The organism is Pelagimonas sp. (genome assembly GCF_050633425.1).
Classification (GTDB): Bacteria; Pseudomonadota; Alphaproteobacteria; order Rhodobacterales; family Rhodobacteraceae; genus Pelagimonas.
Genome location: NZ_JBOEGM010000016.1, coordinates 160,780 through 184,391 on the forward strand (window position 1 = coordinate 160,780; position 23,612 = coordinate 184,391).

Consider the following 23,612-nt stretch of genomic DNA (forward strand, 5'->3'; position numbering starts at 1 on the left):
GGTCATGGCACTGGGTCTTTTGGAAAAGCTGGTCGTTCGGGCTTTGCTGGCGCTACAACGACTTGCGGAGCAAGTGTTCGCGGGTTCAGCGAGATTTGAATTCATTCTCAGAAGTTACCAAGCGCCGGGTATTGCCGGGTTTTCCTAACCGTAGGGGCGAAAGTTTACCCGCTTGATACAATTGGTACATTGCGCGGTGCGAATTTGCGACATGCCCCCGGTTAAGTCATCTGGGCCAAGCAAAGCAGGTGACGACATGACAGAATATATCTTCTCCGAGCGCGCGACGCATGAAGCGGGGTTCCATGAGGTCTATAACACAGAAATCGCCCCGTTTTCCGGGGGATGGAGACAAAGCGCCAAATGGCAATGGGCAAAACCTGCAAAACGCTGACGCTGATTGGAGCAGTGACCCTGCTGCTTGCGATACTGGGCGTGATCAAGGTCCAACCCGTCCTTCGCGATCTTTCCGTTGTTCTTCGGCGGGTGTTCTGCCTTGTTGATCTACCTAGAGGGTGGCCGCCGAGTCAGCCAAGAGGTCTCGACCTTCCTGCGCCCGCTTTTGTGTCGCTTCTTGGGGCAAATTCTTGGGGCAAATGTGGCTCCACACGGAAACGCCAGCGGAGTTCATGCCCCTTGATCGTCTGCGCCAGCTGACTGTTCTGCCGGATGCAGACCGCACCCGTCTTGAACCTGGCCATTGAGGGCGATTGGAAGGGCATAGACTACCGCATGGAGAACGCGCGGCTGTCAGAGACCTACAATGATCACAACAACAAACGCCGTTGCAGGAGCGTCTTTCGGGGTTTCGTGCTTGAGATCAACTGTCCCGTCGACATGCCCCTGGTCGTGTTCAACCGCGACATGGGTGGGATGCTGAATAGGATCAATCTCTGGGCGGCGCTCAAGCATCTGCCGCCGCACAAGCTTGACCTTGAGGACGAAGACCTCGAAGCCATTTTCCAGGTTCACACAGACGACCCGGCTCGCGCGGCTCAGACGCTGGATGCGCTTTTGCCCGAATTTTGACCGAGCTAGCAGCGGCGTATCAGGGCGGCAAGAGCTATGTTGCGCAGCCTTTGAGGTGCGCAAGTTCTACATAGCCCTGAGCCTGCCTCATGACTTCCTGAACCTTGTTGTCGCAAAATGCCCGCTTGCTGAAAGCAACGCTAAGTTGCATGCAACTTTGGCCGATCTGGTGATCCCCCGCAATGTTATCGATGCCCTGATAGACTAAAGCCCTTTCAGATCTTGTAAGAAAGGCCACGCATCCCGCGCGGCCTTTCTGCGTTAAGACCAATCGCCAAACGTATCTGCTTTGTATCTGGCCGATACACTTGAGACCTTGGCACCTTGGCCGCGACATTGGGCAGATACCAGACCTCTCTAAAAAGGTGGCATCTACGCGGCGGAAACGTCGCTCGCAAAACCGGAGAGAGACGATGATAAAACTTCCCTTTGAATTTCCCACCTTGCTGAAGTTTGGCCGCGGAGCTTCCCCGTTGGGCATCAAAGAGAGCCAGCCAGAGCCACGTGAAGTACGTGGCGAGAACGATCTGCCCAACGTCGAACTTGGCAAGTTTTTGGGCGATCCGATCGAGTTGATTTCGACGCTGCCCCTACGCCTGCCGCTGGCACAGATCGCCAAGCTGGCCTTGGGCAAGGATGATGGTCGAGGCAGCGGTCCAACCGACATCCTGATTGGCGATGGTGCCAATGACACCATCCAGGGCACGGAAGGGAATGACACGATCTATGGCGGCTCTGGCGATGACGCGATCTATGGCGACGATGGTCTGGACGTCCTCTATGGCAACTCTGGTGATGACTATTTCTCGGGCGGTGCAGGAGACGACATGCTCCATGGCGGCGCGGGGAATGACCTGGCCTATGGTGGCTCAGGCAACGACTTGGTGTCTGGCGGTTCTGGCAATGACACGCTCTGGGGCGAGTTCGGCGATGACCAGATCTATGGCGACCAGGGCAATGACCTGATGGGAGGAGGCTGGGGTGACGACCTGATGGGAGGCGGCCAAGGCGATGACGTTATGTTTGGCCATGACGGCGACGACTATATGTCCGGCGGCACGGGCCATGATACGATGGATGGCGGCACTGGAAACGACGACATTCGCGGCCTTGGCGGGCGGGACATCATCCGCGGCGGTGCTGGCAATGACACGATCGACGGCGGGCTGGACAAAGACATCATCTGGGGCGAGTCCGGCGACGACGTCATCTATGGAGGCAACAACGTTTCGCTTGAGAAAGGCGACGTGATGAGCGGCGGCGCGGGCAATGATACCTTCGCCTTCAAATTCGGCGACAGCGGTGGCGGGCGCTCCCTGGACAAGATCCTCGATTTTACGAAAGGTGAAGATGAAATCGCCATCGAAATGCAGTTTGAGGACGCGGCCTATATCAACTTCACCGGAGAGGGCAGCGAGCTTTACGGTGTCGAGGGCGCGCAGATCGCTTGGACGCATACGATGGAAGGCGACCATGAGGTCACCATCCTACAGGTCCGCGACGACTATGGTCTAGAGAGCGACTATGACATCATGGTCTTTGGCCATGTGGACTTTTCCGTCGACGATTTCGCTTTGCTCTAGGAGTGAGCCTGCAACCAGGCACCGGCCCCTGACTTGGGGTCGGCTGATACAATTGATACAAAGCGCGATACAAAAGAGATGAACTTCCGTAGTCTTATAGCACCGCAACTGGACCGAGGGCCCAAGGGAATGGACGACACTCAAGCGCAAGCGGGTGTGCCGCAGACGCTGACCGCCCTGCTGCGCGGCCCCGACGCGGCGCAGACTTTAGCGCTTTTGCAGGACACGCTCGACGCGATGAAGGACGCAGTGGCGTTGTGGGATGAGGACATGAAGCTGGTCCTGCACAACCGGCAGTTCACCCAGATGGTCCTGCCCGAGGGCTTTCGCCCGCTAGAGGTTGGAGAGGACGGGATCGCCTTTGCGCGCGAGCTGTTTCATTCTGGTGCCTATGTCATGTTAGAGGGCATGAGCCCCGACCAGTTGGCAGAGCGCATGGGCGAGATCATCCGTGACTTCACCGCCGATATGGAGATCGAGCGCACCAATGGCCGCGTCCTGGGGGCCGTGTCAAAGCGCACCGCACTTGGCGGCTACTTGCTGAACGTCTTTGACAAGACCGACACCAAACGCGCCGAGGCTGCAGAGGCCAAGAAGCTAGAGGCCGTCAACGATGCGGTTGAGGCGCTGGAAGAAGGCTTCTCGCTTTGGGACGCCGATATGAAATTCCTTTTCTGCAATGACCGCTACATGGAGATCGTCTTTCCCCCCGATTACCCCCGGATCGAGCCGGGGGCCAACGCCACAGAGGTGGTGCCGAAGTTCTTCGAAGGGGACCGCCTGATCGTGCCCGAGGGTGTGCCGACCGAGGCGCTGGTGCAGGACGTGATCGACTGGATCACCAGCTTTGGCGGGGCGCGAGAGTTCTACTTTAGGGACGGGCGCGTCATGCGCGCCGCGCCGCACCGCACCAAGCTGGGCGGCTTTCTGATTACTGTCACCGACGTCACGGAGGTGCGCAACGCGGAAGCCAAGCGCCTAGAGGCGGTGAATGACGCGGTCGGCGGGCTGGAGGAGGGGTTCGTGCTGATGGATCACGATCTTAACTTCATGCTCTGCAACCCCCGTTTCATGGAACTTACCTACCCGCAGGGGCATCCGCAGCTTGAACCGGGCACCTCCGCCCGGGACGCGATGCGCGTGTTATATGATACGGGCGAGTTGATGCTGGGTCGTATTGACCGCGAGGACTTCGCAGAACAGACGGTGCAATGGATTAAGGAGCTGCGCGCGCCCCGTGAGTATCACTTTAAGAACGGGCGGGTCACCCGTACTCGGGTCACCAAGACCGCGCTGGGGGGCTATCTGGCGCTGATCCGCGACGTCACCGAAGAGCGCAATACGCAAGCCAAGGCCCGCGACATGCTCTTTGACGCCATCGAAAGCCTTGAAGAGGGCTTTGCGCTTTACGACGAGGATCTGCGCTTTGTCACCTGCAACCAGAACTATGTCGATATGGCGCTGTTCTACCGAGGCAGCCCCTACACGCTCGGATCGTCTCTGGAAGAGCACGCACGCGAAAGCTTCCGGTCCGGCGCCGTGGATCTGCCGCCCGGCGTGACAGAGGACATAATGGCCGCTGATGTGGTGGCTTGGATCAGCGGTGCCGGAGAGCCGCGCGAGTTCACCTTTAAGACAGGCCGGATCATCCGTATGACCGCCAAGCGCACTGCATTGGGGGGATTCATGGTCACGGTGATGGACCTGACCCAAGAGCGTAACTCAGAGGCCAAGGCCCGCGAGCTTGTCTTTGACGCGATGGAATCGCTCGAAGAGGGGTTCGCGCTTTGGGACAGTGAGTGGCGCTTTGTGATGTGTAATCAAAAGCATATCAACATCGTGATCCCCTACCGCGACACGCCCTATGACGTGGGTGCCCATGCCACAGATACGATCCGCGAAGCCGTGGAATCAGGAATCTACGTAATCCCCGACGGTGTCACGCCAGATGAGTTCATGGCGGGGTTCGAGGAGTGGACGCAGCAATACGGCAACTCGATTGACGTCCGGTTCACCGATGGGCGCACGGTTGTCATGACCCCACATAAGACCGATCTGGGCGGCTTCCTTCTGACTTCGATCGATGTCACCGAAGAGCGCAACTCCGAGGCTCGCGCCCGCGACATGCTGCTCGACGCCTTCCAATCGCTGGACGATGGGCTGGTCCTTTGCGACGCGGATATGAACTATGTCTTCGGCAACGACTCTTGGAAGCGGATGATGTTCGACGGGTTGGAGCAGAACATCCCCCAGCCCGGCGACAGCGTGATCGACAACCTGATCGGGCATGTGCGCAGCGGCTACTATGCCATTCCCGAGGGCCAAAGTCAGGACGATTACATCGCTTGGATGATGGGCGAGATGGCGCAGCATGGCAAACAGATCCACTATTCCGCCGCCGATGGGCGGCATTTTGTGGGCTCGTCGCACCAAACCTCCTTTGGCGGGGCGCTTTTGTTTATCCGCGATGTCACCGAGGTGGAGCGCGCGGAAGAAAGACGGCTTGAGGCGGTGACCGACGCGCTGAATGCCGCCGACTATCCGATGGTGCTATTTTCTGGGGATCGCAGCTTTGTTCTCGCCAACGACGCCTGGTATCGGATGATCGCCCCCACCGGTCTCGTGCCCACGACTGGGGACGATGGCGAAGCTTTCTTTAAGGCAATGATCGACAGCGGTTATTTCATTATCCCCGATGGCTTGACCCCTGCCGAACTGTACCAGGTCGGTTTAGCATCCATCTACGGCTATAACCGCGAGTTCCCTCTCACCACCTCTGATGGTCGCCTCTTCCTGGGTTCCTCTAGCAAAACCGCCCTGGGCGGCTTCCTCATTTCCTACCGCGACATCACCGAGCAAACCCGGACCCAGCAAGAACTTGAACAGCAACGCGAGACGGTCCACCAGAACGAAAAGCTCTCAGCGCTGGGTGAATTGCTGGCAGGCGTCGCGCATGAGCTGAACAACCCGCTCTCGGTCGTCTTTGGTTATAGCCAGATGCTGCAAGGCAAAGTCTCTGACCCGGTGACGGCAGAGCGGATCGACCTGATCTGCCAATCCGCCGAGCGCGCTGCCAAAATCGTGAAAACGTTCCTCGCTATGGCGCGCCAGCGACCCACCAAGATCGAGACATGCTCCATCAACGATATCGCCACCACCGCGCTTGAGGTCTCAAGCTACAGCCTAAAGTCCAACGGTACAGAGGTACTGACCCATTTTGACCCGGACGCGCCACCGATCCAGGGCGACTTCGACCAATTGGCACAGGTCTTCTCTAACCTGATCATTAACGCAGGGCATGCCGTCGAGGCGCAGCGCGGGGCGGGGCAGATCGTCGTGAAAAGCTTCTATGATGCAGTGCGCGACGAGACCGTGGTTGAGATACGCGATAACGGCCGCGGCATCCCCAAAGACATCCAGACGCGCATATTCGAACCCTTCTTCACCACCAAAGAGGTGGGCGAAGGCACAGGCGTGGGGCTTGCCTTTAGCCACCGGATCATCAGCAGCCATGAGGGCGCGCTTGATCTTCAATCCGCCCCTGGCAAGGGCACCAGTTTCTTTGTGCGCTTGAAGGCGGCAGACGAGGCAGAAATTGACGCAACGAACCAAAACACAGTTGCCGGTGCTTTGGGGCCGAAACGCGTGCTTGTCCTCGATGACGAAGAGGGCGTTGCGCAGCTTGTTGCGGACCTGCTTACCGATGAGGGGCTTCACGTGACCAAGATGACCAATCCGCGCAAAGCCCTCCGCCTTGTGGCCTCCCAGACGTTCGACGCGGTGGTGAGCGACTTCAAGATGCCGGACATGGACGGCCGGTCGTTCTTTGAGGCCGCGCGCGCACTGGTGCCAGAGATCGCAACAAGGGTCGGCTTCATGACCGGCGACGCCATGAGCGCCCATGTCGCCGCGTTTCTGGTGCAATCTGGTTGCCCGCATATCGAAAAACCCATTGTAAAGGAAGAGCTTATGGCGCTCTTGGCGCAAATCTCAGCCCCCTCGGAGACCGCAACATGAGTGAGCAAACCATTATCCTTTGCGACGACGAGGCACCCCTGCGCCGGATGCTGAAGGACCACCTGACGGAGTGTGGTTACCGTGTCATTGAGGCCGCAAATGGCAATGAGTTGCTGACGCTTGTGGAAGACACCGCGCCCGACCTGATCATCTTGGATGTGCGGATGCCGCAAAAGGATGGGCTCTCTGCGTTGCGCGATCTGCGCCTATCTAGCCAAGTGCCGGTGATGATGCTGACGGCAGCCGGCGAGGTGGTTGACAAGGTCTTGGGGCTGGAGTTTGGGGCCGACGATTATCTTGTAAAACCGGTGGACTTGCGTGAACTAGAGGCACGCGTCAAAGCTGCGATCCGCCGCAGTGCGGTGCAGGTGGCGCAGCACAAAGAGGCAGAACGGATCAGCGGAACAGTGCCCTTTGGCCCTTGCAGGCTGGATTTGGATGCAGCGCGGCTCTTTGGGCCGGACGGGGAGGAAATCGCCGTCACTTCTATGGAGTTCAGCCTACTGTAGGTCTTTGCGACAAATCCTGGCCGGACGTTGAACCGCGACCAGCTGCTAGAGCAGGCCCATGACCGCGGCTGGGAGCCCTTTGACCGCTCCATTGATTTGCGTATCTCGCGCATTCGCCGCAAGGTAGAGCCGAACCCAACCAAGCCAGAGGTGATCCGCACGGTGCGCGGGATCGGGTATATTTTCGGCTGACCCTGTGCGTGGGCAAATCCTCGCTGAGTGTATCGCGTGCAAAATATCTGCGATATTTCCAGACACCGCCTGTGTATAGATAGCGCGAAAACTTCTCAGTCAGCCGTTTTTAATCGCGAAAAGCGCCCTCCAAATCAGAGGGCGCTTCGTCTGTCGTGAGATAAAGACCTGAAGGGCAGCATCACCCGCCGCGTGTCGGCGCAAATGTTGCAACACCCTTGCCCGGCTTCGAGCGGTCAGGCACCGATGGGTGCGGGGTATTGGTTTGCACCGTGTTCGCGCCGGGTTTTTGCGTCGGCGACAGGCCGCCGTGCTTGGCGCAGGCCACCTCAGAGGTGATCTCGTCGCCAGTCAGATTGTAGATCGTGCCGTCGGCACAGACCACATGTCCGGCCTGGGCGGTCGAGGCAAAGGCAAGAGTAGCAATGGTCAGGGGCAAGGCGGCCAGGAATGTGAGTTTCATCGGTTTTTTCCTTTATCACGTTTGATACAAATGGTTGACGGCTTTCAGTGCCGATGAAGCTGTTTTGACGGATGCTCGGATCAGTTTGACGTTGCCAAATGTGTCAATTGTAAATCAGGGAAAGAGGGGCCTGCTTGGAGCTATAGAGGCGACCATAACAGCCATACATATTGTCTTCGGCTCAACACCAGATACGCAGTTCCTGCACTTTGTATGCACTTTCGGCAGGGTCGTCGAAAAATGAAAAGCTGATCGGCAGGGGTTGGGCTCGAAAGCTCCCGCGCGCTTGGTGAGGTCAGGACACATAGCTGGAATATGACGGTTTTTACGATGCAAATGGCTGACGCGAAACTCAGGCATATAGGTTGTATCGCATCGCAATCCGTCGCCGATCCTTCAGTCGATCGTATTTCTGTTCGATTTTGCCCAATACTTCCAACCGGGCAAGCCGCAACTGAACGCATGTATTGAACGCAACAACCGGACCGTTCGCGGTGCAGGGCAGGGGCAATACATCTTTGGAACCAGCGAGGCGGCACAAGAGCAGGCAACCAAACGCTTCAATGGGCATCGGTAGCATCACACACGCCGCAAAACTGGACGCAGCGGCGTGGATTCTAAGGCTGGGCCGCATTTAAAATGTGTGGGTGACCGTCTCACTTACAAATTTAAGAAATAGGCTTACCAGCCTCCCGCTGGTATTTGACACGCCAATTGAGTGTTAATTTGAACCTTGCGCCGTCAGAGATAAAAGCTTTTTCGAGAACCGCGCCGTTTTTCCACCGCCTGGAAGAGAGCGCAGACACGCAAGCGCGCGCTCATTGGTAAGTTGGGCCTTTTGCGCGACGTGAAGTTCGTAACAAAGCTCCAACATGGCACCGATATCCCTTGGGGTTTCATCTGGTTCGAAATCCAAAAGGCTCACGATAGTATCCAGAGCAAAACAGGGAGATCCCATGTCGGCAACGTCTTTCAGAGCTTTTGTCCAACGGTTGGTCGGCAACGAATGCGACATCAAAACCTTTTTAAGCTCGTTTGCAAAGGTCCGAACCGTTAATCGCCCTTCGGCTGAAAGCCCTGCGGTGGCCTCGATTGCAAGCGAGGAAACGGATTTATCTTCGCAGGCCATAAAGCATGCCAGCATAGCCGCCCCGATTTGCCCCACCGGCGGGCCGGGTCGAAAAAACGGCTCCAGATACGCCCGAATAGGATTGTCGGCGAGCTTTCGTGATGTGTCCAAACCAAGCAACGCGACCCGAAAAAACAGTTCTGGATTCGCCGGTCGGGTGATCGAGGCCCAAGCGATATCGGCAAATGTCTGTCCACAGTTTGTCGGGTCTTGCGAACCTTGGTCTGGAAAACAAAAGAGAGCGGGCAGGGCGCGGGACCACATTGTATTTGCGGGCGTAACCGGAACCTCAAGCTTGAGCCAATGCCAAGTCCCATCTTTCGATTCCTGACGGTCGATCTGTAGTTCGATAGCGACTGAAGCCCCGCAGTCTGGCACAGGGTGTTGCTTGAAACTGAATGGCCCTTTGAACAGTTTGGTGATTGCTTTGTCGGCCTGTTCAGGCAGGCGCGCGCGCCAAGCAGCCCCCCAGAGTTCGGGCGTGGGGCCAACCTTGACGTCTTGTCCCAAGGCATAGGCAATGGCCCGATCAGCCTCGGTCGCTAGGGGGAGCTTCCCGACGTCGCGCCCTTCCGGCGCCAGCCTCATCAATGCCATCGCCATGTCATGTGGTTCGGGTTCGACACTCTGTTTACGATAACATTCCATTCGCGCCAACAGATCGGCAACGTGAACCAGGCCTGAGGTTTCGCTGGGCAGGGCCAGTAATGGCAAGGAAGCCCCATCACCGACCCGTTCGATCACACCGGCATTTCGGGCAAGATGATGTTCTTGCAGGCTAAGCTCTGTGACATACCTGAAGTGGTTTTGCCTATCGCGTTCTTCTGCAAGTATCTCCGCAAGCGGCACGTTTTCGGCCAGCGCCCGTCCAGTCATAGCAAGAACGTAGCGAATTTCACAGTCGCCCAATGATTGACACACCTGCTTTGCGCGCTTGCGCAGCGGTGACAATGTTTTGACATCCTGTCCAAGCTCAGCGCCGAAACGTGAAATACCATCAATGGCGCGTTCGACATCAAACGGATCGCGTGGAGATTCCAGTACCGTCAGAAACAATGCAAGAGCCTCATCAGGGGAGGCCACTGCCTCTATCGGCCGAGCTTGGTTCGGAGCAATGTTGCGTTCGGCATCGGGCGCGGCTCCTGGTGCAGTGCCCGTCATTTCCGCAATCCGCAGTCGGATTGAAGGGGCAACAACATCGACATAGTCGGCCAGCTCATCTGAAACACTTTCAGCCCCCAGAGCCTCAATTGCGTCGAGCGCTTTTGCCTGCACCCCCGCATCCTCCAAGATCAGCGCCAAAACCGCTTTCGCTGCGGCTTCGTGCTTCAATTCAGGTTTGCGTTTCGCAGCGCTCAGCAACAATCGGAGTGCTGCCGTCACGGTGCCCTTGGCACGTGCTTGCAGGGCAGGTTCCAACGCCGCCAGCAGGTCTTCGGGGGCAATAGCCTCCGATTTTTCCAGCTTTTGGACATGCTTTAGAGCAAACGAGACCGTCGGCGGGACGGAGGAGGACAGCAACCGCAAATACCGGTCAGATCGCTTCGCCATTTCGTCGACATCCGGCGCCATCAGCATGTGAAACCGCGAATACCATCCAGCGCGGTATTGGGCAAAATCGCGGTCCAGTGCGTCCAGCGACGCATCCAACAATCGCTGACGATCCAGCAAACCTTCGTCGGAGTATCTTTTGATCCGATCCGCCCAACTTTCCTGACCGTGTTCTAGGTACTTGTCATGGTTGGCAAGGCTGTTTTCTCCGCCGCCCTCGACGTCGAAAAACCGCCAGACATCCCCGTCCAACAATTCCGCCTTGCTGTCCTCTGTTCGCGTGCCGGACCAATGAGAGTAGTAGCCAAGAATGATGGCGTCACTGACCGGGCGCTGGCACAGGCCAGCCTGCCAAAGCTTTTGCAAGCCATTTATAGAGAAAGTGCTTTCGTTGACGAAATGGTCGACGACACCTTGTGTCCAGTCCGGGTCAAGCTTGCGCAGGATGTCCTCGATCGGGATTTTCGCCGGCATAGGGAAGAACGGCAGCTTGGTCAGTTCGGATTGCGATGCGGTCGCAAGGACGGCGATTGAAACGGCTTCTCCGTCCGAAACCTTGGACTGGGGTTTTTCGGAACCAAAATTCCAATAGGTGTCCAATTTCTTGAACAAGGCCATCGCCGGTTTGGCAAAGGCCCGACGTTCCTTGGCGGGCGTCTTGGCCAACCGCTCCAACACATTTGGGGCGCTGTTCGAGGAAATGAATTCCAGAAATTCCTGCTCAGTCATTTTGCCGGTTCATCTCCATCTCGGCTGCAAGGATGTGTTTGCATGGCCCGCGTTGATTGCCGTTTTTTGCAAACCAAGGGCACGTGCATCGCCAATCGTTTTCGACTAGCTCGACCTTGTGGATCACATCATCCGACGACACGTCGGCCACGTCATCTGACCACCGCACGGCTCCTGCATCGACCAATTTCTTTGCCGACTTCAGGCGCGGGTTCAGACCTTCGGTTTTGCTCATGTCAAACGGAAGGTTTCGGTGGAAATAGGCCCGTTGCGCCAGGTCGAACCCCAACCGGCCTCCGGCGGCGAGCTTGGCCAAAGCCACGTCAACGACCTCAATCGAAAGATCAGTCGTCTTGGAAATCGCCTCCGCATCGATACTGTCTTGCCAGCTCAGCTGAGCCGTGACCGCCGCCAAGCCTGTGTCGTCCGAGTTTGCCATGCGGCTGAGCAATCCGCCGTCGCCCGAAAAACCACGCCAGGGCTCTGCGTTCAAGACAAGCCACACCCTTTGGGTCCCGAAATTCAATGCCCAGCTTGTCGCGCCAGTTGCCGGATTGAACTGCACGTCAAGGCTGTCGGCCAACGCAGCCAAGGGCTCAAATACACGCAAACGGTGGCACCCTCGCAGAGGAACGGCTCCGGGTGCCTCGCGGGCCGTGACACGCGCCATGGGCCCATTCGCGCCAACCCAGATTCGTTGGTCATTTTTCCCTCGGGGCAGCCCGCGTAAGAACCGTTGCGCTGCGATCTTGGGCAGGCTGAACGCCGGACACATCCCGGCCATCGCCACCTGTACCTCGGCAAATCCTTTGACCCACCGCAAAGGCAGCGGCACTTTCTTTTCGAAGTAGGCCTTGCCATCGGTGACAACTTCGACCGAGTTTGAGCCGATGCTGATCTCCATTTCGGTATCGCGAGCGACGGACGATAGCGCACCTCTTAATTCCGGGCCGAAATCAACATTGGTTGTCCCTTTGCTGCGCGCTTGAGCTTCCAAGGCGCTGTTGTCCAGATCCAACCGGATATAGGCGCTGCAACAGGCCGAGAACCCCTCGAACCGAACTGCGTCTGCGCCAACTGTCGCGACGGGATCTGCTTCACGAAGGATCTTGGCGAGCATTGAGGGGGGGACATAGAACCGTGATCCCACGATCTCGGAAACCGCACGGAGCGATTTTGCAGTGATGTTTGGATATAGCGCACGAGCTTTTAAGAATACCGGCGTTGTCGGGACATTCTGATCGCTGGCAAGCGCCAATGCCTGTCCCTGTAAGGTGGGGCGCAATTCCGAGGCGTGATCATATTTGTAAATTTGTTCAATCACTAACGAACTCAAAAGCAGTAGGTGTCTTATAAGAATGCGAGAGCATTTATAACACTGTTCAGGGTCTCTGTCTGCCATTCTCACGCGCGTATGCAACATATTCGTGCGCCCTGCGGGAGTATAGTGCGTTTATCTGTGAATTGCCCGGAGGTTTGCGGTCGTTGTCGCCGTCCTACGATACATAGCCGTCCTACGATACATAGCCGTCCTACGATACATAGCCGTCCTACGATACATAGATGACGCCCCGCAGCTTATGAACGTTTTCACCAATTTGGATCATTGCAGCTCTGCAAACTCGGACAGTGGCAAGGCCTTTGTCGCCGCTGCAACGCAGGGCGAAGCGACCCTCCACAAGGGGTATGTGAGCGATACCGAAGCCAAGCTCCGTGCAAAGAAACTGTAGCCAGCATCGCGAAGCAAGCTTTTGACATCGAAGGCGAATAGATGGCCTAAATGTTGAAGATCGAAGCCGCGCAACCTGATCGCCGTGGCCTTACCAATCCTCACAGACCTCTGGAAAGCCCGCAGCGGCGCGTTTGAAATTCGTCGAAAGGAACCGATGATCTCGTTTGGCCGAACCAACACAAACATCCGCAAAGCCGCCGATCCACCGTTCGATACCGAAAGCGCCGCCAAAGCCTGCGCACAGAAATCCCGAGTGGCCCTCACTTCCGAAACCCTCGCTAAAATCCAGCCAAAGCAGAACGCTTTCGACACAAGTTTTGGAACCGCTCTGAATTTTATGAAATGCTTGAAAACGTGAAAAAAGAGCGCGAGGATCGCCGTCCAAGCCTTCCGAAACTGATGTTCAGGCCCCCAAAACAACCTGACCCATCAGGGTCTTTGGTCGTCTGGATCGCGATGAAAGTAAAATGGCGGAGAGACAGGGATTCGAACCCTGGGTAGGCTTGCACCCACAACGGTTTTCGAGACCGCCCCGTTCGACCACTCCGGCACCTCTCCGCGGGGGTCTTGGTGAAGGGGCGTTTAGACCGCCAGGCTAGGGCATGCAACAAGAAATTTACACAATCCGCTCATGAAGGCGTAGCCCCCTTGGAATTCCCGGCAGGGCGGCCTACCGTTATAGAGATTACGATATAAGGATACCGTCATGTTGCGCCGCTTTTTCGCAGGTCTGTTGGCCATCAGCCTTGCTTTGCCGGTACAGGCTGCACCGTCGGATGATGTGCTTGATGCGCTACAGCTGGACCAGCTGCTGACCATCATGCGCCAAGAAGGTGTGACCTATGGCCAGGAAATGGCGGCGGATATGTTTGCTGGCGGTGAGAATGCCCAATGGCAAGGATTGCTCGACCAGATCTATGACATTTCCAAAATGGAAGAGCTGGTGCGCACCCAATTCGGTCAGGCTTTGGGGGATGCCGACACCGATGCTTTGCTGGCGTTTTTCCAATCCGATCTCGGGAAACAGGTTGTCGGGCTCGAACTGAGTGCGCGACGGGCGATGATTGATGACGCAATCGAACAGGTGGCGCGCCAATCCTATTACGAGGCGGACGAAGACGAGATCAAAGGGATCACAGATTTTATTGAGGCCAATGATTTGATCGAGGCCAATGTCACTGGTGCGCTGAACGCCTCCTTTCAATTCTATCGGGGGCTCGTTGATGGGGGCGGGATTGAGTTGAGTGAAGGTGAAATCCTCTCCGACGTTTGGGCCCAAGAGGATGAGACCAGGATTGACACGCGTGAATGGATTTATGGGTTTTTGATGATGGCCTATGGCCCACTGGATGAGGCCGAACTCGATACATATGTCGCCTTTTCATCCAGCCCAGAGGGCAGGGCGCTCAACCAGGCGCTTTTTGCAGGCTTTAACCAAATGTATGACGACATTTCCTATGCATTGGGCTTGGCGGCAGCCCAGCAAATGCAAGGGCAAGACCTCTAGCCGGGGCCATTCAGAGCAAGGGCAATAATACAGGCATGTGTCCTGACTCACGCCTTGACAAACAGGCCGCGACGCGTGCATAAGCGCGCCACAAAGGACGGGGCTACGGCTCCGCCTTTTGTTTTTGTTGAAACGAACGTCTCAAACGAGACGCGCGGTTCGAGGCGGCAAAAGGGTTTGACCACTGTGTTTGACCCAAGCCCTAAACGCCCAGAAATGGGGGCCGTAGAACGCGATATGAAAGGAAACACGCGATGTTCGCGGTACTCAAGACCGGCGGCAAGCAATATAAAGTCCAGGCGGGTGATATCCTCCGTGTGGAAAAGCTGGCTGCTGATGCGGGCGAAACCGTCCAGTTCAACGATATTCTGATGATTGGTGGCGAAAGCACGGCCATTGGCGCGCCTTTTGTGGCTGGTGCCGGTGTTCAGGCCGAAGTCGTCGACCAGATCAAAGGCGAAAAGACCATCAACTTCGTTATGCGCCGTCGTAAGCACGGTTCGCAGCGGACCAAAGGTCATCGTCAGCAGCTCACACTGCTTAAGATCACTGACATTCTGGCCACTGGCGCAGATGCATCCGGCGTTAAAGCTGCTGTTGGCGCGGGTTCCGCTCCTAAGGCTGCTGCGCCTGCCGCTGCAAAACCAGCCAAGAAAGCTGCTGCTCCTAAGGCAGAAGCCGCCACTGGTGCAGATGATCTGACAGAAATCAACGGTGTCGGCCCTGCCGCTGCCAAAAAGCTGGTGGAAGCCGGCATCACAACGTTTGCACAGCTCGCAGCCGTTGACGCGGACACCTTTGAAGGTGCCAAAGTCAAGGCTGATTGGGTCGAGCAAGCCAAAACGCTCGCCTAAGGCTAAGGAGAAACACGAATGGCACATAAAAAAGCTGGCGGTTCCTCCCGCAACGGTCGCGACTCAGCTGGTCGTCGTCTTGGTGTAAAATTGTACGGTGGCCAAGCGGCCAACCCAGGCAATATCGTCGTGCGTCAGCGCGGCACCAAGTTTTGGCCAGGTGAAGGCGTAGGCATGGGCAAAGATCACACAATCTTTGCAACTGTCGAAGGCGCAGTCACCTTCCGCAAAGGCCTCAAGGGCCGAACCTTTATTTCGGTTCTTCCGGTGGCGGAGGCCGCTGAATAAGCCGACCTAAGGTCTGAATGACATTGAGGGGATCGGCAATCGCCGGTCCCCTTTCTCGTTTTTGTATCGAGTGTGGGGGCGGTGCAGGTCACAATATCGACAATCTGTCGGTTTAACTGTTCACCAATGCCTATGTAGTAGAGGCAATGCACATGAGGAGAGTGCAGATGAGCCTGGATGATTTGCCGCAACAGCCCTTGGTTGAGACCGAGCGGTTTGATTTGCGCCCAGTGCAGCAATCCGATGTTGGTTTGCTTGAGCATTACGCCGGCGACGAACGTGTCGCACAGATGACCCCAACAATTCCACACCCTTTGCCGCCCGGCGCGGTTCAGGCAATGGTTGATCGTGTCACGACGACCGAACGCGAAGAAGATGCCTGGGTCATGGACGCCACCAAAGTGGGCGGTGCCGAAGTGATGGGTGCGATTACGCTCAAACGTATGGACCGCAACCAATCCGAGATCGGCTATTGGGTCGCACCATTGTTTTGGAACACGGGCCTCGCCTCGGATGCCGTCCAAGCATTGGTGGCGGCCAACCCAATGCAAAACGACGCTATCTTCGCATCGGTTTTCCAAGACAACCCGGCCTCGGCCCGCGTTCTGGTCAATTGCGGATTTGAATATATTGGCGACGCGGAATCTTTCTGTGTCTCACGTAATGCCAAGGTTCCGACATGGACCTACATTAAAAAGCTGACCTAACATGCTGAATTTGCACACAGGTCGCTTTGTATTGCGGCCCATGTGCGCCGCAGATGCCATCTGGATCGCGCGAGAGATCGCCAATCCTCTGGTTCATTGTTGGCTGTCCACTGTTCCAAATCCCTACGATGTGACGGATTCTGCGTGGTTCATTGAGCGTTTTGCCGAAAACCCAGGGTTCAAGGTTGTCCAAGATGCGGGCAATCCGCTTGGGATAATCTCAATCGAACGCGCCAGCAGCTTTGATGCCGCTCGGAGCCACACACCCGAGCTTGGGTATTGGTTGGCTAAACACGCATGGGGGCGCGGCGTTATGAGCGAAGCGGCACAGGCGATGGTTGATTGGTTCTTTGAAACCGGCCGGGGGGATGTCATCGCCTCAGGCTGGATTGCCGGAAACACACGTTCGGCGCATGTCTTGGCCAAGCTTGGATTTCGCCGAACTGGCGAAACAGTGATGCGTTACGCTCATTTTCATGGCAAAGAGGTGCCGATTGAACGGGTCACCTTGACAAAAGATCACTGGCAATGCGCCAAGCCCGGTTGAGAAAACCCAACTTCCCCGCTAAACCGCCCGAACCCTATAGTGAAAGCCCTGTCAGATGAAATTCCTCGATCTTTGCAAAGTCTATATCCGCTCCGGCGCGGGCGGTAACGGCTGCATCAGCTTCCGTCGCGAGAAATTCATCGAATATGGTGGACCAGATGGTGGCGACGGTGGGCGGGGCGGTTCTGTCTGGGCCGAGGCCGTGGATGGGCTCAACACCCTGATCGACTTTCGGTATCAACAACACTGGTTTGCCGATAACGGCAAAAGCGGCATGGGACAGGGGCGCACCGGCAAGGATGGCGGCGACATAATCCTCAAAGTGCCGGTCGGCACCGAAGTTCTGGACGAAGACGAAGAGACCGTCATCGCCGATCTTACCGAACTCGGCCAGCGCGTTTTGCTGGCCAAAGGGGGAAATGGCGGCTGGGGCAACCTGCATTTCAAGACCTCGACCAACCAAGCGCCACGCCGTGCCAATCCTGGCCAAGACGAGATCAACCGCACCCTTTGGCTGCGTCTGAAACTGATCGCCGATGTCGGTTTGGTAGGCCTTCCCAATGCCGGAAAATCGACTTTTCTGGCCGCGACGTCCAATGCGCGTCCGAAAATCGCCGATTATCCGTTTACCACGCTGCACCCCAACCTTGGCGTCGTGCTGGTTGATGGCAAGGAATTTGTTGTTGCCGACATTCCCGGCTTGATCGAAGGCGCACATGAAGGGCGCGGCTTGGGCGATCTTTTCCTAGGCCACGTCGAACGTTGCGCGGTGTTGTTACACCTGATTGATGGCAGTTCGGGCAGCTTGCTTGAGGATTATAAAACCATCTGTTCGGAGCTCGAAGCCTATGGCGAAGGGCTTGCCGACAAACCACGCGTAACTGTTTTGAACAAGATCGACACGCTCGACGACGAAGAACGCGTGTTCCTCAAGGATGAGCTCGAAGCGATTGGCGCGGAAAACGTCATGCTAATGTCGGGTGCATCCAGCGAAGGTGTGACGGATGTTTTGCGCGCCCTGCGACCGCATGTTGAAGCGCGTCGGGAGGCCGAAAAACCCGTTGATCCCGAAGAAGAAGGGGATGGGACGTGGCGACCCTAAAAGACGCAAAGCGCGTTGTCGTCAAAATCGGGTCGGCCTTGTTGGTGGATCGCGAGACCGGTGATTTGCGCGCTGATTGGCTCCGTGCCATTGCAGACGATATTGCAAGCCTGCGCGCGCGCGGGGCCGATGTGGTTTTGGTTTCTTCTGGCTCCATTGCATTGGGGCGCGGAATTTTAGGCCTGCCAATGACGGAACTGCCGCTTGAGCAATCTCAGGCCGCAGCAGCAGTCGGTCAAATTCGGTTGGCCCGCGCCTGGCAAGAGGCATTGGCCCCGCATGATCTCACCACGGCGCAGGTTTTGGTCACGCTCGAAGATAGCGCAGATCGTCGCCGATACCTGAATTCGCGCGCGACCCTCTCGACTTTGCTCGGTTTTGGCACCGTGCCGATCGTCAATGAAAACGACACCGTTGCCACAGATGAAATTCGATATGGTGACAATGACCGGCTGGCTGCGCAGGTTGCCGCCACGGTTGGGGCCGATTTGCTGGTTTTGTTGTCGGATGTGGACGGCCTCTATACCGGCAACCCGCAACATGATCCCTCGGCGCAGCGCCTTGATATCATTGATCATATTACCCCTGAAATCGAAGGAATGGCGGGTGATGCCGGCTCTGGTCTGTCCAAGGGCGGGATGAAAACCAAGGTGTTGGCCGCCAAAACCGCCACCGCTTCGGGCTGTGCGATGATCATCATGCATGGCGCTGATCCGCACCCTCTGCAGCGTTTGCAGGACGGTGCGCCAAACACGCTGTTTACACCTCAGCTTGACCCGCACGCAGCCCGCAAACGTTGGATTTCAGCGATGAAACCACAAGGTGTGCTCTGTGTGGATGCAGGCGCGGCCAAGGCATTGTCTTCGGGCAAGTCGCTCTTGCCTGCCGGGTTGCGCGGTGTCGAGGGGCGTTTTGGGCGCGGCGATCCGGTCGAAATTAGACTGCAATCCGGCGAATCTCTGGGGCAGGGGTTATCCCGCTACACAGCAACCGAAGCGCGCGCGATTGCAGGCCGTCATAGCTCGGAAATCGAAGCCGTCTTGGGCTATCCGGGGCGCGCGGTGTTGATCCACCGCGACGACATGGCGCTATAGGGCGCACTTTGACGCCCGGCAAAACAAGCATTAACACTACGTTCAAATCAACCCACGCAAAGGAAGCCGTCATGAAAGACCTGACAGACATTCCCGGCCTCATGGCCGACATCGGAACGCGCGCCAAAGCCGCCGCAGCCCAGCTTGCCTTTGCCCCGGCCCCGGTAAAACAGCGCGCTCTCGAAGCCGCCGCCGACGCGGTTTGGGCCACGCGGGCGGATATCATCGCCGCAAATGCCAAGGATCTCGACTATGGTCGTGACAAAGGGCTGTCGGATGCCATGATGGATCGCCTGATGCTGGATGAAAGCCGCATCCAAGGCATTGTCGATGGGCTTCGCGCCGTGGCAGCACAGGATGATCCCGTTGGTCAAGTGACCGAGGAATGGGACCAGCCCTCGGGCCTCAATATCCGCCGGGTGCGCACGCCTTTGGGCGTGATTGGTGTGATCTATGAATCGCGTCCCAATGTAACCGCCGATGCCGGTGCGCTGTGTTTGAAATCGGGCAATGCGGTGATTTTGCGCGGCGGCTCAGAGAGCTTTCATTCTTCAAGCGCGATCCATGCTTGTCTGGTCGCCGGGTTGCGCCAAGCGGATCTGCCCGAAGATGCGATCCAGCTTATTCCGACCCGTGATCGCGCCGCCGTGCGCGAACTGCTGACCATGACCGACACCGTCGACGTGATCGTTCCTCGGGGGGGCAAGGGCTTGGTCGGCCTGGTTCAGCGCGAAGCGCGGGTGCCTGTTTTTGCCCATCTCGAGGGTATCGTGCATATTTATGTCGATAAATCCGCCGACCCGGTCAAAGCCTTGTCCGTTGTCATGAACGCCAAAACCCGGCGCACCGGGATTTGTGGCGCGGCTGAATGCCTTTTGATCCACCGCGATGTGGTCGACACAATTGGTCAGGGATTGGTGAAATCCTTGCTTGATGCTGGGGTCGAAGTCCGCGCGGGTGCGGTTTTGAAGGCTATTGAGGGCACTCAGGAAGCCACCGATGAAGATTGGGGCAAGGAATATCTCGACAAAATCATCGCCGCAAAAGTGGTGGATGACATCGACGATGCCATTGCTCATATCCGACAGTTCGGCTCAAACCACACCGATTGCATTTTGGCCGAAGATGATGCGGCGGCAGAGCGCTTCTTTGAGCGGTTGGATAGTGCGATTTTGATGCGGAACGCTTCGACGCAATTCGCGGATGGCGGCGAATTTGGCATGGGGGCCGAGATTGGCATTGCCACGGGCAAAATGCACGCACGCGGCCCGGTTGGGGCCGCGCAGTTGACCAGCTTTAAATATCTGGTTGTTGGTGACGGTACAACACGCGCCTAAGCTTTGGGCCTGTTGATCAGGTGATCGACAGGCTCAATCGGCTTTCGCTCGCCGAGGCATGAAGCTTGTGACCGCGATCTGCGGCCAGGATCGGAAGCAAGGCAAACTGCACTCGGTTCGCGGCGAGTTCGGCCATTTCAGCAGTCCCATTTAGGTGATCCCACAGGTTTGTGGTGATCGACAAACGCGGAGCGCTGGCTGAAATCGTCCAACCGGCTGCGCTTTGTTCAAAGGTCACGGTTCCACCGGTCGGCATTGCGGATTCACAACACAGATGTGCAAGATAGGCGAGCTGGACTTCGGTGCGCAACATGTCATCGACCGGGCGCCAATCGGCCTGCATACGGGTGCCTTTGCACAAACCATCAAGCGTTGCGGTGGTTTCCTTTCGGCTCATTTTTTGGGTGCTGCCTGCGCTGCCAAAGGCGACGCGAAAGAAGCGAATACGTGCCGCTGCGCTGGCGCAACTGTCTTGGATCAGCTCCATCTCGGCGCTGGTGTCGGCGGAACCGGCCATTGACATCAGTTCCAATCCGTTTTGGATGGCACCGATAGGGCTGATGAGATCGTGACACAAGCGGGACCCAACAAGGGTGGCTAGTGTTTCGCTGTGCTGGGGCATAAAGCGCTCCGAAGGTCTTGGAGGATAGATAGGATAGAGTGGACAAAGATGGGTGATCTTAACTCGTTATTGGAACCGGGGATGCTGGTATCGCACCCTGATCAACCGGATTGGGGCACGGGACAAGTGCAATCCAATGTCGGCGGGCGGATTACGGTCAATTTCCGCGAACAGGGCAAAGTCGTCATTGATGGTGCTCGTGTGGTGTTAATCCCAGTTTACGAAGGTTAACAATAGAGGCAAACTGTTTCTGAATAGTTAACTATGTTGCAGAACTTGCCAATCTTTTTCTGCCTGCCTAGAAGCATTTAGGTTCCAAGAGGCAGGACGCGCATATGACTGCAACAGCAGAGGGCTTTACCGTTCGTCTCGCTCGGGATGATGCGGAATTGGAAGCGGCGCAACGCTTGCGATATGACGTGTTTGTCACCGAATTGGGCGGGGACGGCGCGCTTGTTGATCACGAGCAACGGCTTGAGAAAGACCGCTTTGATCCGTTTTTTGATCATCTTCTGTTGATGGATGATACCAAAGGCGGTGTGGTTGTCGGTGTTTACCGCCTGTTACGTCAGGATCAAGCCGAAGCTGTCGGGCAATTCTATTCCGAAGACGAATACGATCTTTCACCATTGCGCGATAGCGGACGTAAGTTATTGGAATTAGGCAGGTCTTGTGTCGCACCCGACTATCGAGGGGGAACAGGGCTTTTCCATCTTTGGCAGGGATTGGCCGCCTACGTTCTGGAACACGAGATAGAAATCTTGTTCGGAACCGCCAGTTTTCACGGCACTGACATTGATGCTTTGGCACAAAGCTTGTCTTTGCTTCACCATCGTCACTTGGTTCCGCAGCCGTTGCGTGTCAGGGCGCGGGCCTTCCAAAATATGGACTTGGTCGCCGAAGATCACATTGATCGCCGTGCCGCAATGTTGCAAATTCCGCCCTTGATAAAGGCCTATCTGCGCCTTGGCGGATGCGTTGGAGAAGGGGCGTTTATCGACCATGACTTCAACACGACGGATGTGTGTTTGGTCATGGACACAGCCAAAATGACTGAACGTCAAAAGGGTATCTACGTTAAGGATCGTAAAGAATGACACCGACATGGGATGCAGGTGATCCGCCAAAACACCCGCCGATATCAGGGGTGGGATGGCTGTTGGTCGCCCTTCGTGTGCCGATTCTTGTTGTGGTGATCTTTGGTGGGTTGCTGTTTTTGTTGGTGCTGCGACTTGTAGAGAAACCCTTGTTTGGCATGGATCGCCCGATAACGCCTTGGATCACGCAAACGGTATGTCGGGTCACTTTGCGGGTGATGGGATTGCCTCTTTATATCAAGGGGCCACGTATGACTGGGCCGGGGGCGATTGTCGCAAACCATGCGAGTTGGCTGGACATATTTGTACTAAACAGCCGCAAAAACGTATACTTTGTGTCTAAGGCAGAGGTGGCGACTTGGCCGGGGATCGGCTGGTTGGCTCGGGCGACCGGGACGGTTTTTATCAATCGTGACCGGCGAGAAGCCAAAGCCCATGCTCAAATCGTGGAAGACCGATTGCTGCACGGTCACAGGTTGCTGTTTTTCCCCGAAGGCACGTCAACCGATAGCCGCCGTGTTTTGCCGTTCAAGACCACTTTGTTCGCCGCGTTCTATAGCCCGCGTTTGCAACATGCGCTGCAGGTTCAGCCTGTTAGCGTTGTTTACAAAGCCCCCGATGGCGTTGATCCGCGGTTTTACGGATGGTGGGGGGACATGGATTTTGGGTCGTCCCTGATCCGACTTTTGGCACTACCGAGACAGGGATCGGTGACATTGGTTTATCACACACCATTGCGTGTCGATGCCTATGCAAATCGCAAAAGCCTTGCTGCGGCGCTTGAAACTCACGTGCGGCAGGGCTTTGAGGATCAAAGCCTTTTTGGATGAGGTTTGTTCGCTAACTCATTGCCTTGACAAGGGAGTTTAGCGTTGCAAGCGGGTCTTCTGTTGCCCAGATCTCTTCGCCAATGGCAAAGAAATCAGTCATTGGGCTAAGCTCTGCGACACGCTTAACGGTGATACCACCCTCGGCCACCACCGGGACTTCGATCACTTTTGACCACCAATCGAACAGGTTATCTTCCGCCAATTCTCCATCGCCCAATGACCCCGACACAGGCCCAAAGGAAACATAATCAGCCCCGCCTTCGCCCGCATTCATGCCGTCATGACGCGACTGGCCACAATAGGCCCCAACAATGGCATCCGGCCCGAGTTCTTTGCGCGCGTGGCGCACAGTGCGCGCGCCATCAAGCAAATGAACACCGTCCAACCCCAGACGTTTGGCCAAAACTACATGAGTGTCGATCACCAGCGCCACATCGGCGCGATGCGCAACATCCCGAATGGCATCGGCGGCGCGGGTCAGGCGATCTTCGTCGTGGGTTGCCAGGGATAAACGCAAACAGGCGATCTCGGCCCCTTGCAAAACGGTTTCGAGTTGGGCAGGGAAGCTGCTCAGATCAAAGTCCGGTGGGGTCACGAGATAGATCTGAGGGTGGTCCTGATCAGCCATGGAGCGCTCTTTTTACTTTGGATTGACGGATGTTTTATCCTGCCTTGGCGGTTTTGGCCATCCGG

Annotated in this window: 23 protein-coding genes, 1 tRNA gene and 1 pseudogene; 19 read left to right on the forward strand and 6 right to left on the reverse strand. The window is 56.6% G+C overall.

Translation table 11 applies throughout. The features are described 5' to 3' along the window. Positions 1–256: 256 nt before the first annotated feature. The 7 genes and pseudogenes from ACRBB0_RS13905 to ACRBB0_RS13935 form a co-directional block, all read left to right on the forward strand. Positions 257–394, forward strand: a complete 138-nt coding sequence (locus tag ACRBB0_RS13905; RefSeq protein WP_431375040.1) for a hypothetical protein — start codon at positions 257–259, stop codon at positions 392–394. Positions 395–669: 275 nt separating this feature from the next. Then, positions 670–1,029, forward strand: a complete 360-nt coding sequence (locus ACRBB0_RS13910; protein ID WP_431375041.1) for a hypothetical protein — start codon at positions 670–672, stop codon at positions 1,027–1,029. A gap of 55 nt (positions 1,030–1,084) precedes the next feature. Next, complete coding sequence (locus ACRBB0_RS13915; RefSeq protein WP_431375042.1) at positions 1,085–1,237, forward strand: hypothetical protein; 153 nt, start codon at positions 1,085–1,087, stop codon at positions 1,235–1,237. Between the two features lie 205 nt (positions 1,238–1,442). After that, a complete protein-coding gene (locus ACRBB0_RS13920; RefSeq protein ID WP_431375043.1) occupies positions 1,443–2,612 on the forward strand; it encodes a calcium-binding protein in 1,170 nt (389 codons plus the stop codon). A 129-nt stretch (positions 2,613–2,741) separates the two neighbouring features. Further along, on the forward strand, positions 2,742–6,629 hold the full coding sequence (locus ACRBB0_RS13925; RefSeq protein WP_431375044.1) for a PAS-domain containing protein: 3,888 nt from the start codon (positions 2,742–2,744) through the stop codon (positions 6,627–6,629). Then, positions 6,626–7,138 (forward strand): response regulator transcription factor, encoded by a 513-nt coding sequence (locus ACRBB0_RS13930; RefSeq protein ID WP_431375045.1) that lies wholly within the window; start codon positions 6,626–6,628, stop codon positions 7,136–7,138. The genes ACRBB0_RS13925 and ACRBB0_RS13930 overlap by 4 nt, the downstream gene beginning before the upstream one ends. 15 nt (positions 7,139–7,153) lie before the next feature. Then, a pseudogene (locus tag ACRBB0_RS13935) lies at positions 7,154–7,330 on the forward strand (winged helix-turn-helix domain-containing protein); the annotation flags it as partial. Positions 7,331–7,511: 181 nt separating this feature from the next. Here ACRBB0_RS13935 and ACRBB0_RS13940 read toward each other — a convergent pair. The 3 genes from ACRBB0_RS13940 to ACRBB0_RS13950 all read right to left on the reverse strand — a co-directional run bounded on the left by ACRBB0_RS13940 (position 7,512) and on the right by ACRBB0_RS13950 (position 12,526). Next, positions 7,512–7,793 carry a hypothetical protein gene (locus ACRBB0_RS13940; RefSeq protein WP_431375046.1) on the reverse strand — a complete coding sequence of 94 codons (282 nt, stop codon included), beginning with the start codon at positions 7,791–7,793 and terminating at the stop codon, positions 7,512–7,514. Between the two features lie 721 nt (positions 7,794–8,514). Then, positions 8,515–11,202: a DUF6493 family protein gene (locus ACRBB0_RS13945; RefSeq protein ID WP_431375047.1), complete on the reverse strand. Its 2,688-nt coding sequence runs from the start codon at positions 11,200–11,202 to the stop codon at positions 8,515–8,517. Continuing rightward, positions 11,195–12,526, reverse strand: a complete 1,332-nt coding sequence (locus ACRBB0_RS13950; protein ID WP_431375048.1) for an SWIM zinc finger family protein — start codon at positions 12,524–12,526, stop codon at positions 11,195–11,197. Before ACRBB0_RS13950 ends, ACRBB0_RS13945 begins: the two co-directional genes overlap by 8 nt. Positions 12,527–12,782: 256 nt before the next feature. Here ACRBB0_RS13950 and ACRBB0_RS13955 point away from each other — a divergent pair, with 256 nt between their 5' ends. Further along, on the forward strand, positions 12,783–12,932 hold the full coding sequence (locus ACRBB0_RS13955) for a hypothetical protein (protein ID WP_431375049.1): 150 nt from the start codon (positions 12,783–12,785) through the stop codon (positions 12,930–12,932). Between the two features lie 470 nt (positions 12,933–13,402). On the opposite strand, the gene ACRBB0_RS13960 is transcribed toward ACRBB0_RS13955, so the two are convergent. Next, a tRNA-Ser gene (locus tag ACRBB0_RS13960) sits at positions 13,403–13,492 on the reverse strand. A gap of 148 nt (positions 13,493–13,640) precedes the next feature. Here ACRBB0_RS13960 and ACRBB0_RS13965 point away from each other — a divergent pair. The 8 genes from ACRBB0_RS13965 (at position 13,641) to ACRBB0_RS14000 (ending at position 20,370) form a co-directional block, all read left to right on the forward strand. After that, positions 13,641–14,441 carry a DUF2059 domain-containing protein gene (locus tag ACRBB0_RS13965; RefSeq protein WP_431375050.1) on the forward strand — a complete coding sequence of 267 codons (801 nt, stop codon included), beginning with the start codon at positions 13,641–13,643 and terminating at the stop codon, positions 14,439–14,441. Positions 14,442–14,695: 254 nt separating this feature from the next. After that, a complete protein-coding gene (locus tag ACRBB0_RS13970; RefSeq protein WP_431375051.1) occupies positions 14,696–15,295 on the forward strand; it encodes a 50S ribosomal protein L21 in 600 nt (199 codons plus the stop codon). A gap of 18 nt (positions 15,296–15,313) precedes the next feature. Beyond that, entirely contained in the window at positions 15,314–15,583 is a 270-nt protein-coding gene (gene rpmA, locus ACRBB0_RS13975) for a 50S ribosomal protein L27 (RefSeq protein WP_431375052.1), read from the forward strand. Positions 15,584–15,750: 167 nt separating this feature from the next. Beyond that, a complete protein-coding gene (locus ACRBB0_RS13980) occupies positions 15,751–16,290 on the forward strand; it encodes a GNAT family N-acetyltransferase (RefSeq protein WP_431375053.1) in 540 nt (179 codons plus the stop codon). A gap of 1 nt (position 16,291) precedes the next feature. Then, positions 16,292–16,837 (forward strand): GNAT family N-acetyltransferase, encoded by a 546-nt coding sequence (locus ACRBB0_RS13985; protein ID WP_431375054.1) that lies wholly within the window; start codon positions 16,292–16,294, stop codon positions 16,835–16,837. A 55-nt stretch (positions 16,838–16,892) separates the two neighbouring features. Further along, the gene (gene obgE, locus ACRBB0_RS13990) at positions 16,893–17,939 is read left to right on the forward strand and encodes a GTPase ObgE (protein ID WP_431375055.1); all 1,047 of its coding nucleotides are present in this window, start codon (positions 16,893–16,895) and stop codon (positions 17,937–17,939) included. Continuing rightward, complete coding sequence (gene proB, locus ACRBB0_RS13995; protein ID WP_431375056.1) at positions 17,927–19,033, forward strand: glutamate 5-kinase; 1,107 nt, start codon at positions 17,927–17,929, stop codon at positions 19,031–19,033. Before obgE ends, proB begins: the two co-directional genes overlap by 13 nt. A gap of 71 nt (positions 19,034–19,104) precedes the next feature. Continuing rightward, the gene (locus tag ACRBB0_RS14000) at positions 19,105–20,370 is read left to right on the forward strand and encodes a glutamate-5-semialdehyde dehydrogenase (protein ID WP_431375057.1); all 1,266 of its coding nucleotides are present in this window, start codon (positions 19,105–19,107) and stop codon (positions 20,368–20,370) included. Positions 20,371–20,386: 16 nt separating this feature from the next. Here ACRBB0_RS14000 and ACRBB0_RS14005 read toward each other — a convergent pair whose 3' ends face one another. After that, positions 20,387–20,992, reverse strand: a complete 606-nt coding sequence (locus ACRBB0_RS14005) for a histidine phosphotransferase family protein (RefSeq protein WP_431375058.1) — start codon at positions 20,990–20,992, stop codon at positions 20,387–20,389. Positions 20,993–21,040: 48 nt separating this feature from the next. On the opposite strand from ACRBB0_RS14005, the gene ACRBB0_RS14010 reads away from it, so the two are divergent. From ACRBB0_RS14010 to ACRBB0_RS14020, 3 genes are all read left to right on the forward strand, one after another. Beyond that, positions 21,041–21,223 (forward strand): DUF3553 domain-containing protein, encoded by a 183-nt coding sequence (locus ACRBB0_RS14010; protein ID WP_431375059.1) that lies wholly within the window; start codon positions 21,041–21,043, stop codon positions 21,221–21,223. Positions 21,224–21,327: 104 nt separating this feature from the next. Next, positions 21,328–22,089: a GNAT family N-acetyltransferase gene (locus tag ACRBB0_RS14015; protein ID WP_431375060.1), complete on the forward strand. Its 762-nt coding sequence runs from the start codon at positions 21,328–21,330 to the stop codon at positions 22,087–22,089. After that, positions 22,086–22,919, forward strand: coding sequence for a lysophospholipid acyltransferase family protein (locus ACRBB0_RS14020; RefSeq protein ID WP_431375061.1), 834 nt, complete (start codon positions 22,086–22,088; stop codon positions 22,917–22,919). Before ACRBB0_RS14015 ends, ACRBB0_RS14020 begins: the two co-directional genes overlap by 4 nt. Before the next feature lie 10 nt (positions 22,920–22,929). Here ACRBB0_RS14020 and ACRBB0_RS14025 read toward each other — a convergent pair whose 3' ends face one another. Further along, the gene (locus tag ACRBB0_RS14025) at positions 22,930–23,547 is read right to left on the reverse strand and encodes a thiamine phosphate synthase (RefSeq protein WP_431375062.1); all 618 of its coding nucleotides are present in this window, start codon (positions 23,545–23,547) and stop codon (positions 22,930–22,932) included. Positions 23,548–23,612: the final 65 nt, after the last annotated feature.

Coding starts and splice junctions, on each gene's coding strand:
- ACRBB0_RS13905 (WP_431375040.1), top strand. CDS start 257: ATGACAGAATATATCTTCTCCGAGCGCGCGACGCATGAAGCGGGGTTC.
- ACRBB0_RS13910 (WP_431375041.1), top strand. CDS start 670: ATGCAGACCGCACCCGTCTTGAACCTGGCCATTGAGGGCGATTGGAAG.
- ACRBB0_RS13920 (WP_431375043.1), top strand. CDS start 1,443: ATGATAAAACTTCCCTTTGAATTTCCCACCTTGCTGAAGTTTGGCCGC.
- ACRBB0_RS13925 (WP_431375044.1), top strand. CDS start 2,742: ATGGACGACACTCAAGCGCAAGCGGGTGTGCCGCAGACGCTGACCGCC.
- ACRBB0_RS13930 (WP_431375045.1), top strand. CDS start 6,626: ATGAGTGAGCAAACCATTATCCTTTGCGACGACGAGGCACCCCTGCGC.
- ACRBB0_RS13940 (WP_431375046.1), bottom strand. CDS start 7,793: ATGAAACTCACATTCCTGGCCGCCTTGCCCCTGACCATTGCTACTCTT.
- ACRBB0_RS13945 (WP_431375047.1), bottom strand. CDS start 11,202: ATGACTGAGCAGGAATTTCTGGAATTCATTTCCTCGAACAGCGCCCCA.
- ACRBB0_RS13955 (WP_431375049.1), top strand. CDS start 12,783: ATGAACGTTTTCACCAATTTGGATCATTGCAGCTCTGCAAACTCGGAC.
- ACRBB0_RS13965 (WP_431375050.1), top strand. CDS start 13,641: ATGTTGCGCCGCTTTTTCGCAGGTCTGTTGGCCATCAGCCTTGCTTTG.
- ACRBB0_RS13970 (WP_431375051.1), top strand. CDS start 14,696: ATGTTCGCGGTACTCAAGACCGGCGGCAAGCAATATAAAGTCCAGGCG.
- rpmA (WP_431375052.1), top strand. CDS start 15,314: ATGGCACATAAAAAAGCTGGCGGTTCCTCCCGCAACGGTCGCGACTCA.
- ACRBB0_RS13980 (WP_431375053.1), top strand. CDS start 15,751: ATGAGCCTGGATGATTTGCCGCAACAGCCCTTGGTTGAGACCGAGCGG.
- ACRBB0_RS13985 (WP_431375054.1), top strand. CDS start 16,292: ATGCTGAATTTGCACACAGGTCGCTTTGTATTGCGGCCCATGTGCGCC.
- obgE (WP_431375055.1), top strand. CDS start 16,893: ATGAAATTCCTCGATCTTTGCAAAGTCTATATCCGCTCCGGCGCGGGC.
- ACRBB0_RS14000 (WP_431375057.1), top strand. CDS start 19,105: ATGAAAGACCTGACAGACATTCCCGGCCTCATGGCCGACATCGGAACG.
- ACRBB0_RS14005 (WP_431375058.1), bottom strand. CDS start 20,992: ATGCCCCAGCACAGCGAAACACTAGCCACCCTTGTTGGGTCCCGCTTG.
- ACRBB0_RS14010 (WP_431375059.1), top strand. CDS start 21,041: ATGGGTGATCTTAACTCGTTATTGGAACCGGGGATGCTGGTATCGCAC.
- ACRBB0_RS14015 (WP_431375060.1), top strand. CDS start 21,328: ATGACTGCAACAGCAGAGGGCTTTACCGTTCGTCTCGCTCGGGATGAT.
- ACRBB0_RS14020 (WP_431375061.1), top strand. CDS start 22,086: ATGACACCGACATGGGATGCAGGTGATCCGCCAAAACACCCGCCGATA.
- ACRBB0_RS14025 (WP_431375062.1), bottom strand. CDS start 23,547: ATGGCTGATCAGGACCACCCTCAGATCTATCTCGTGACCCCACCGGAC.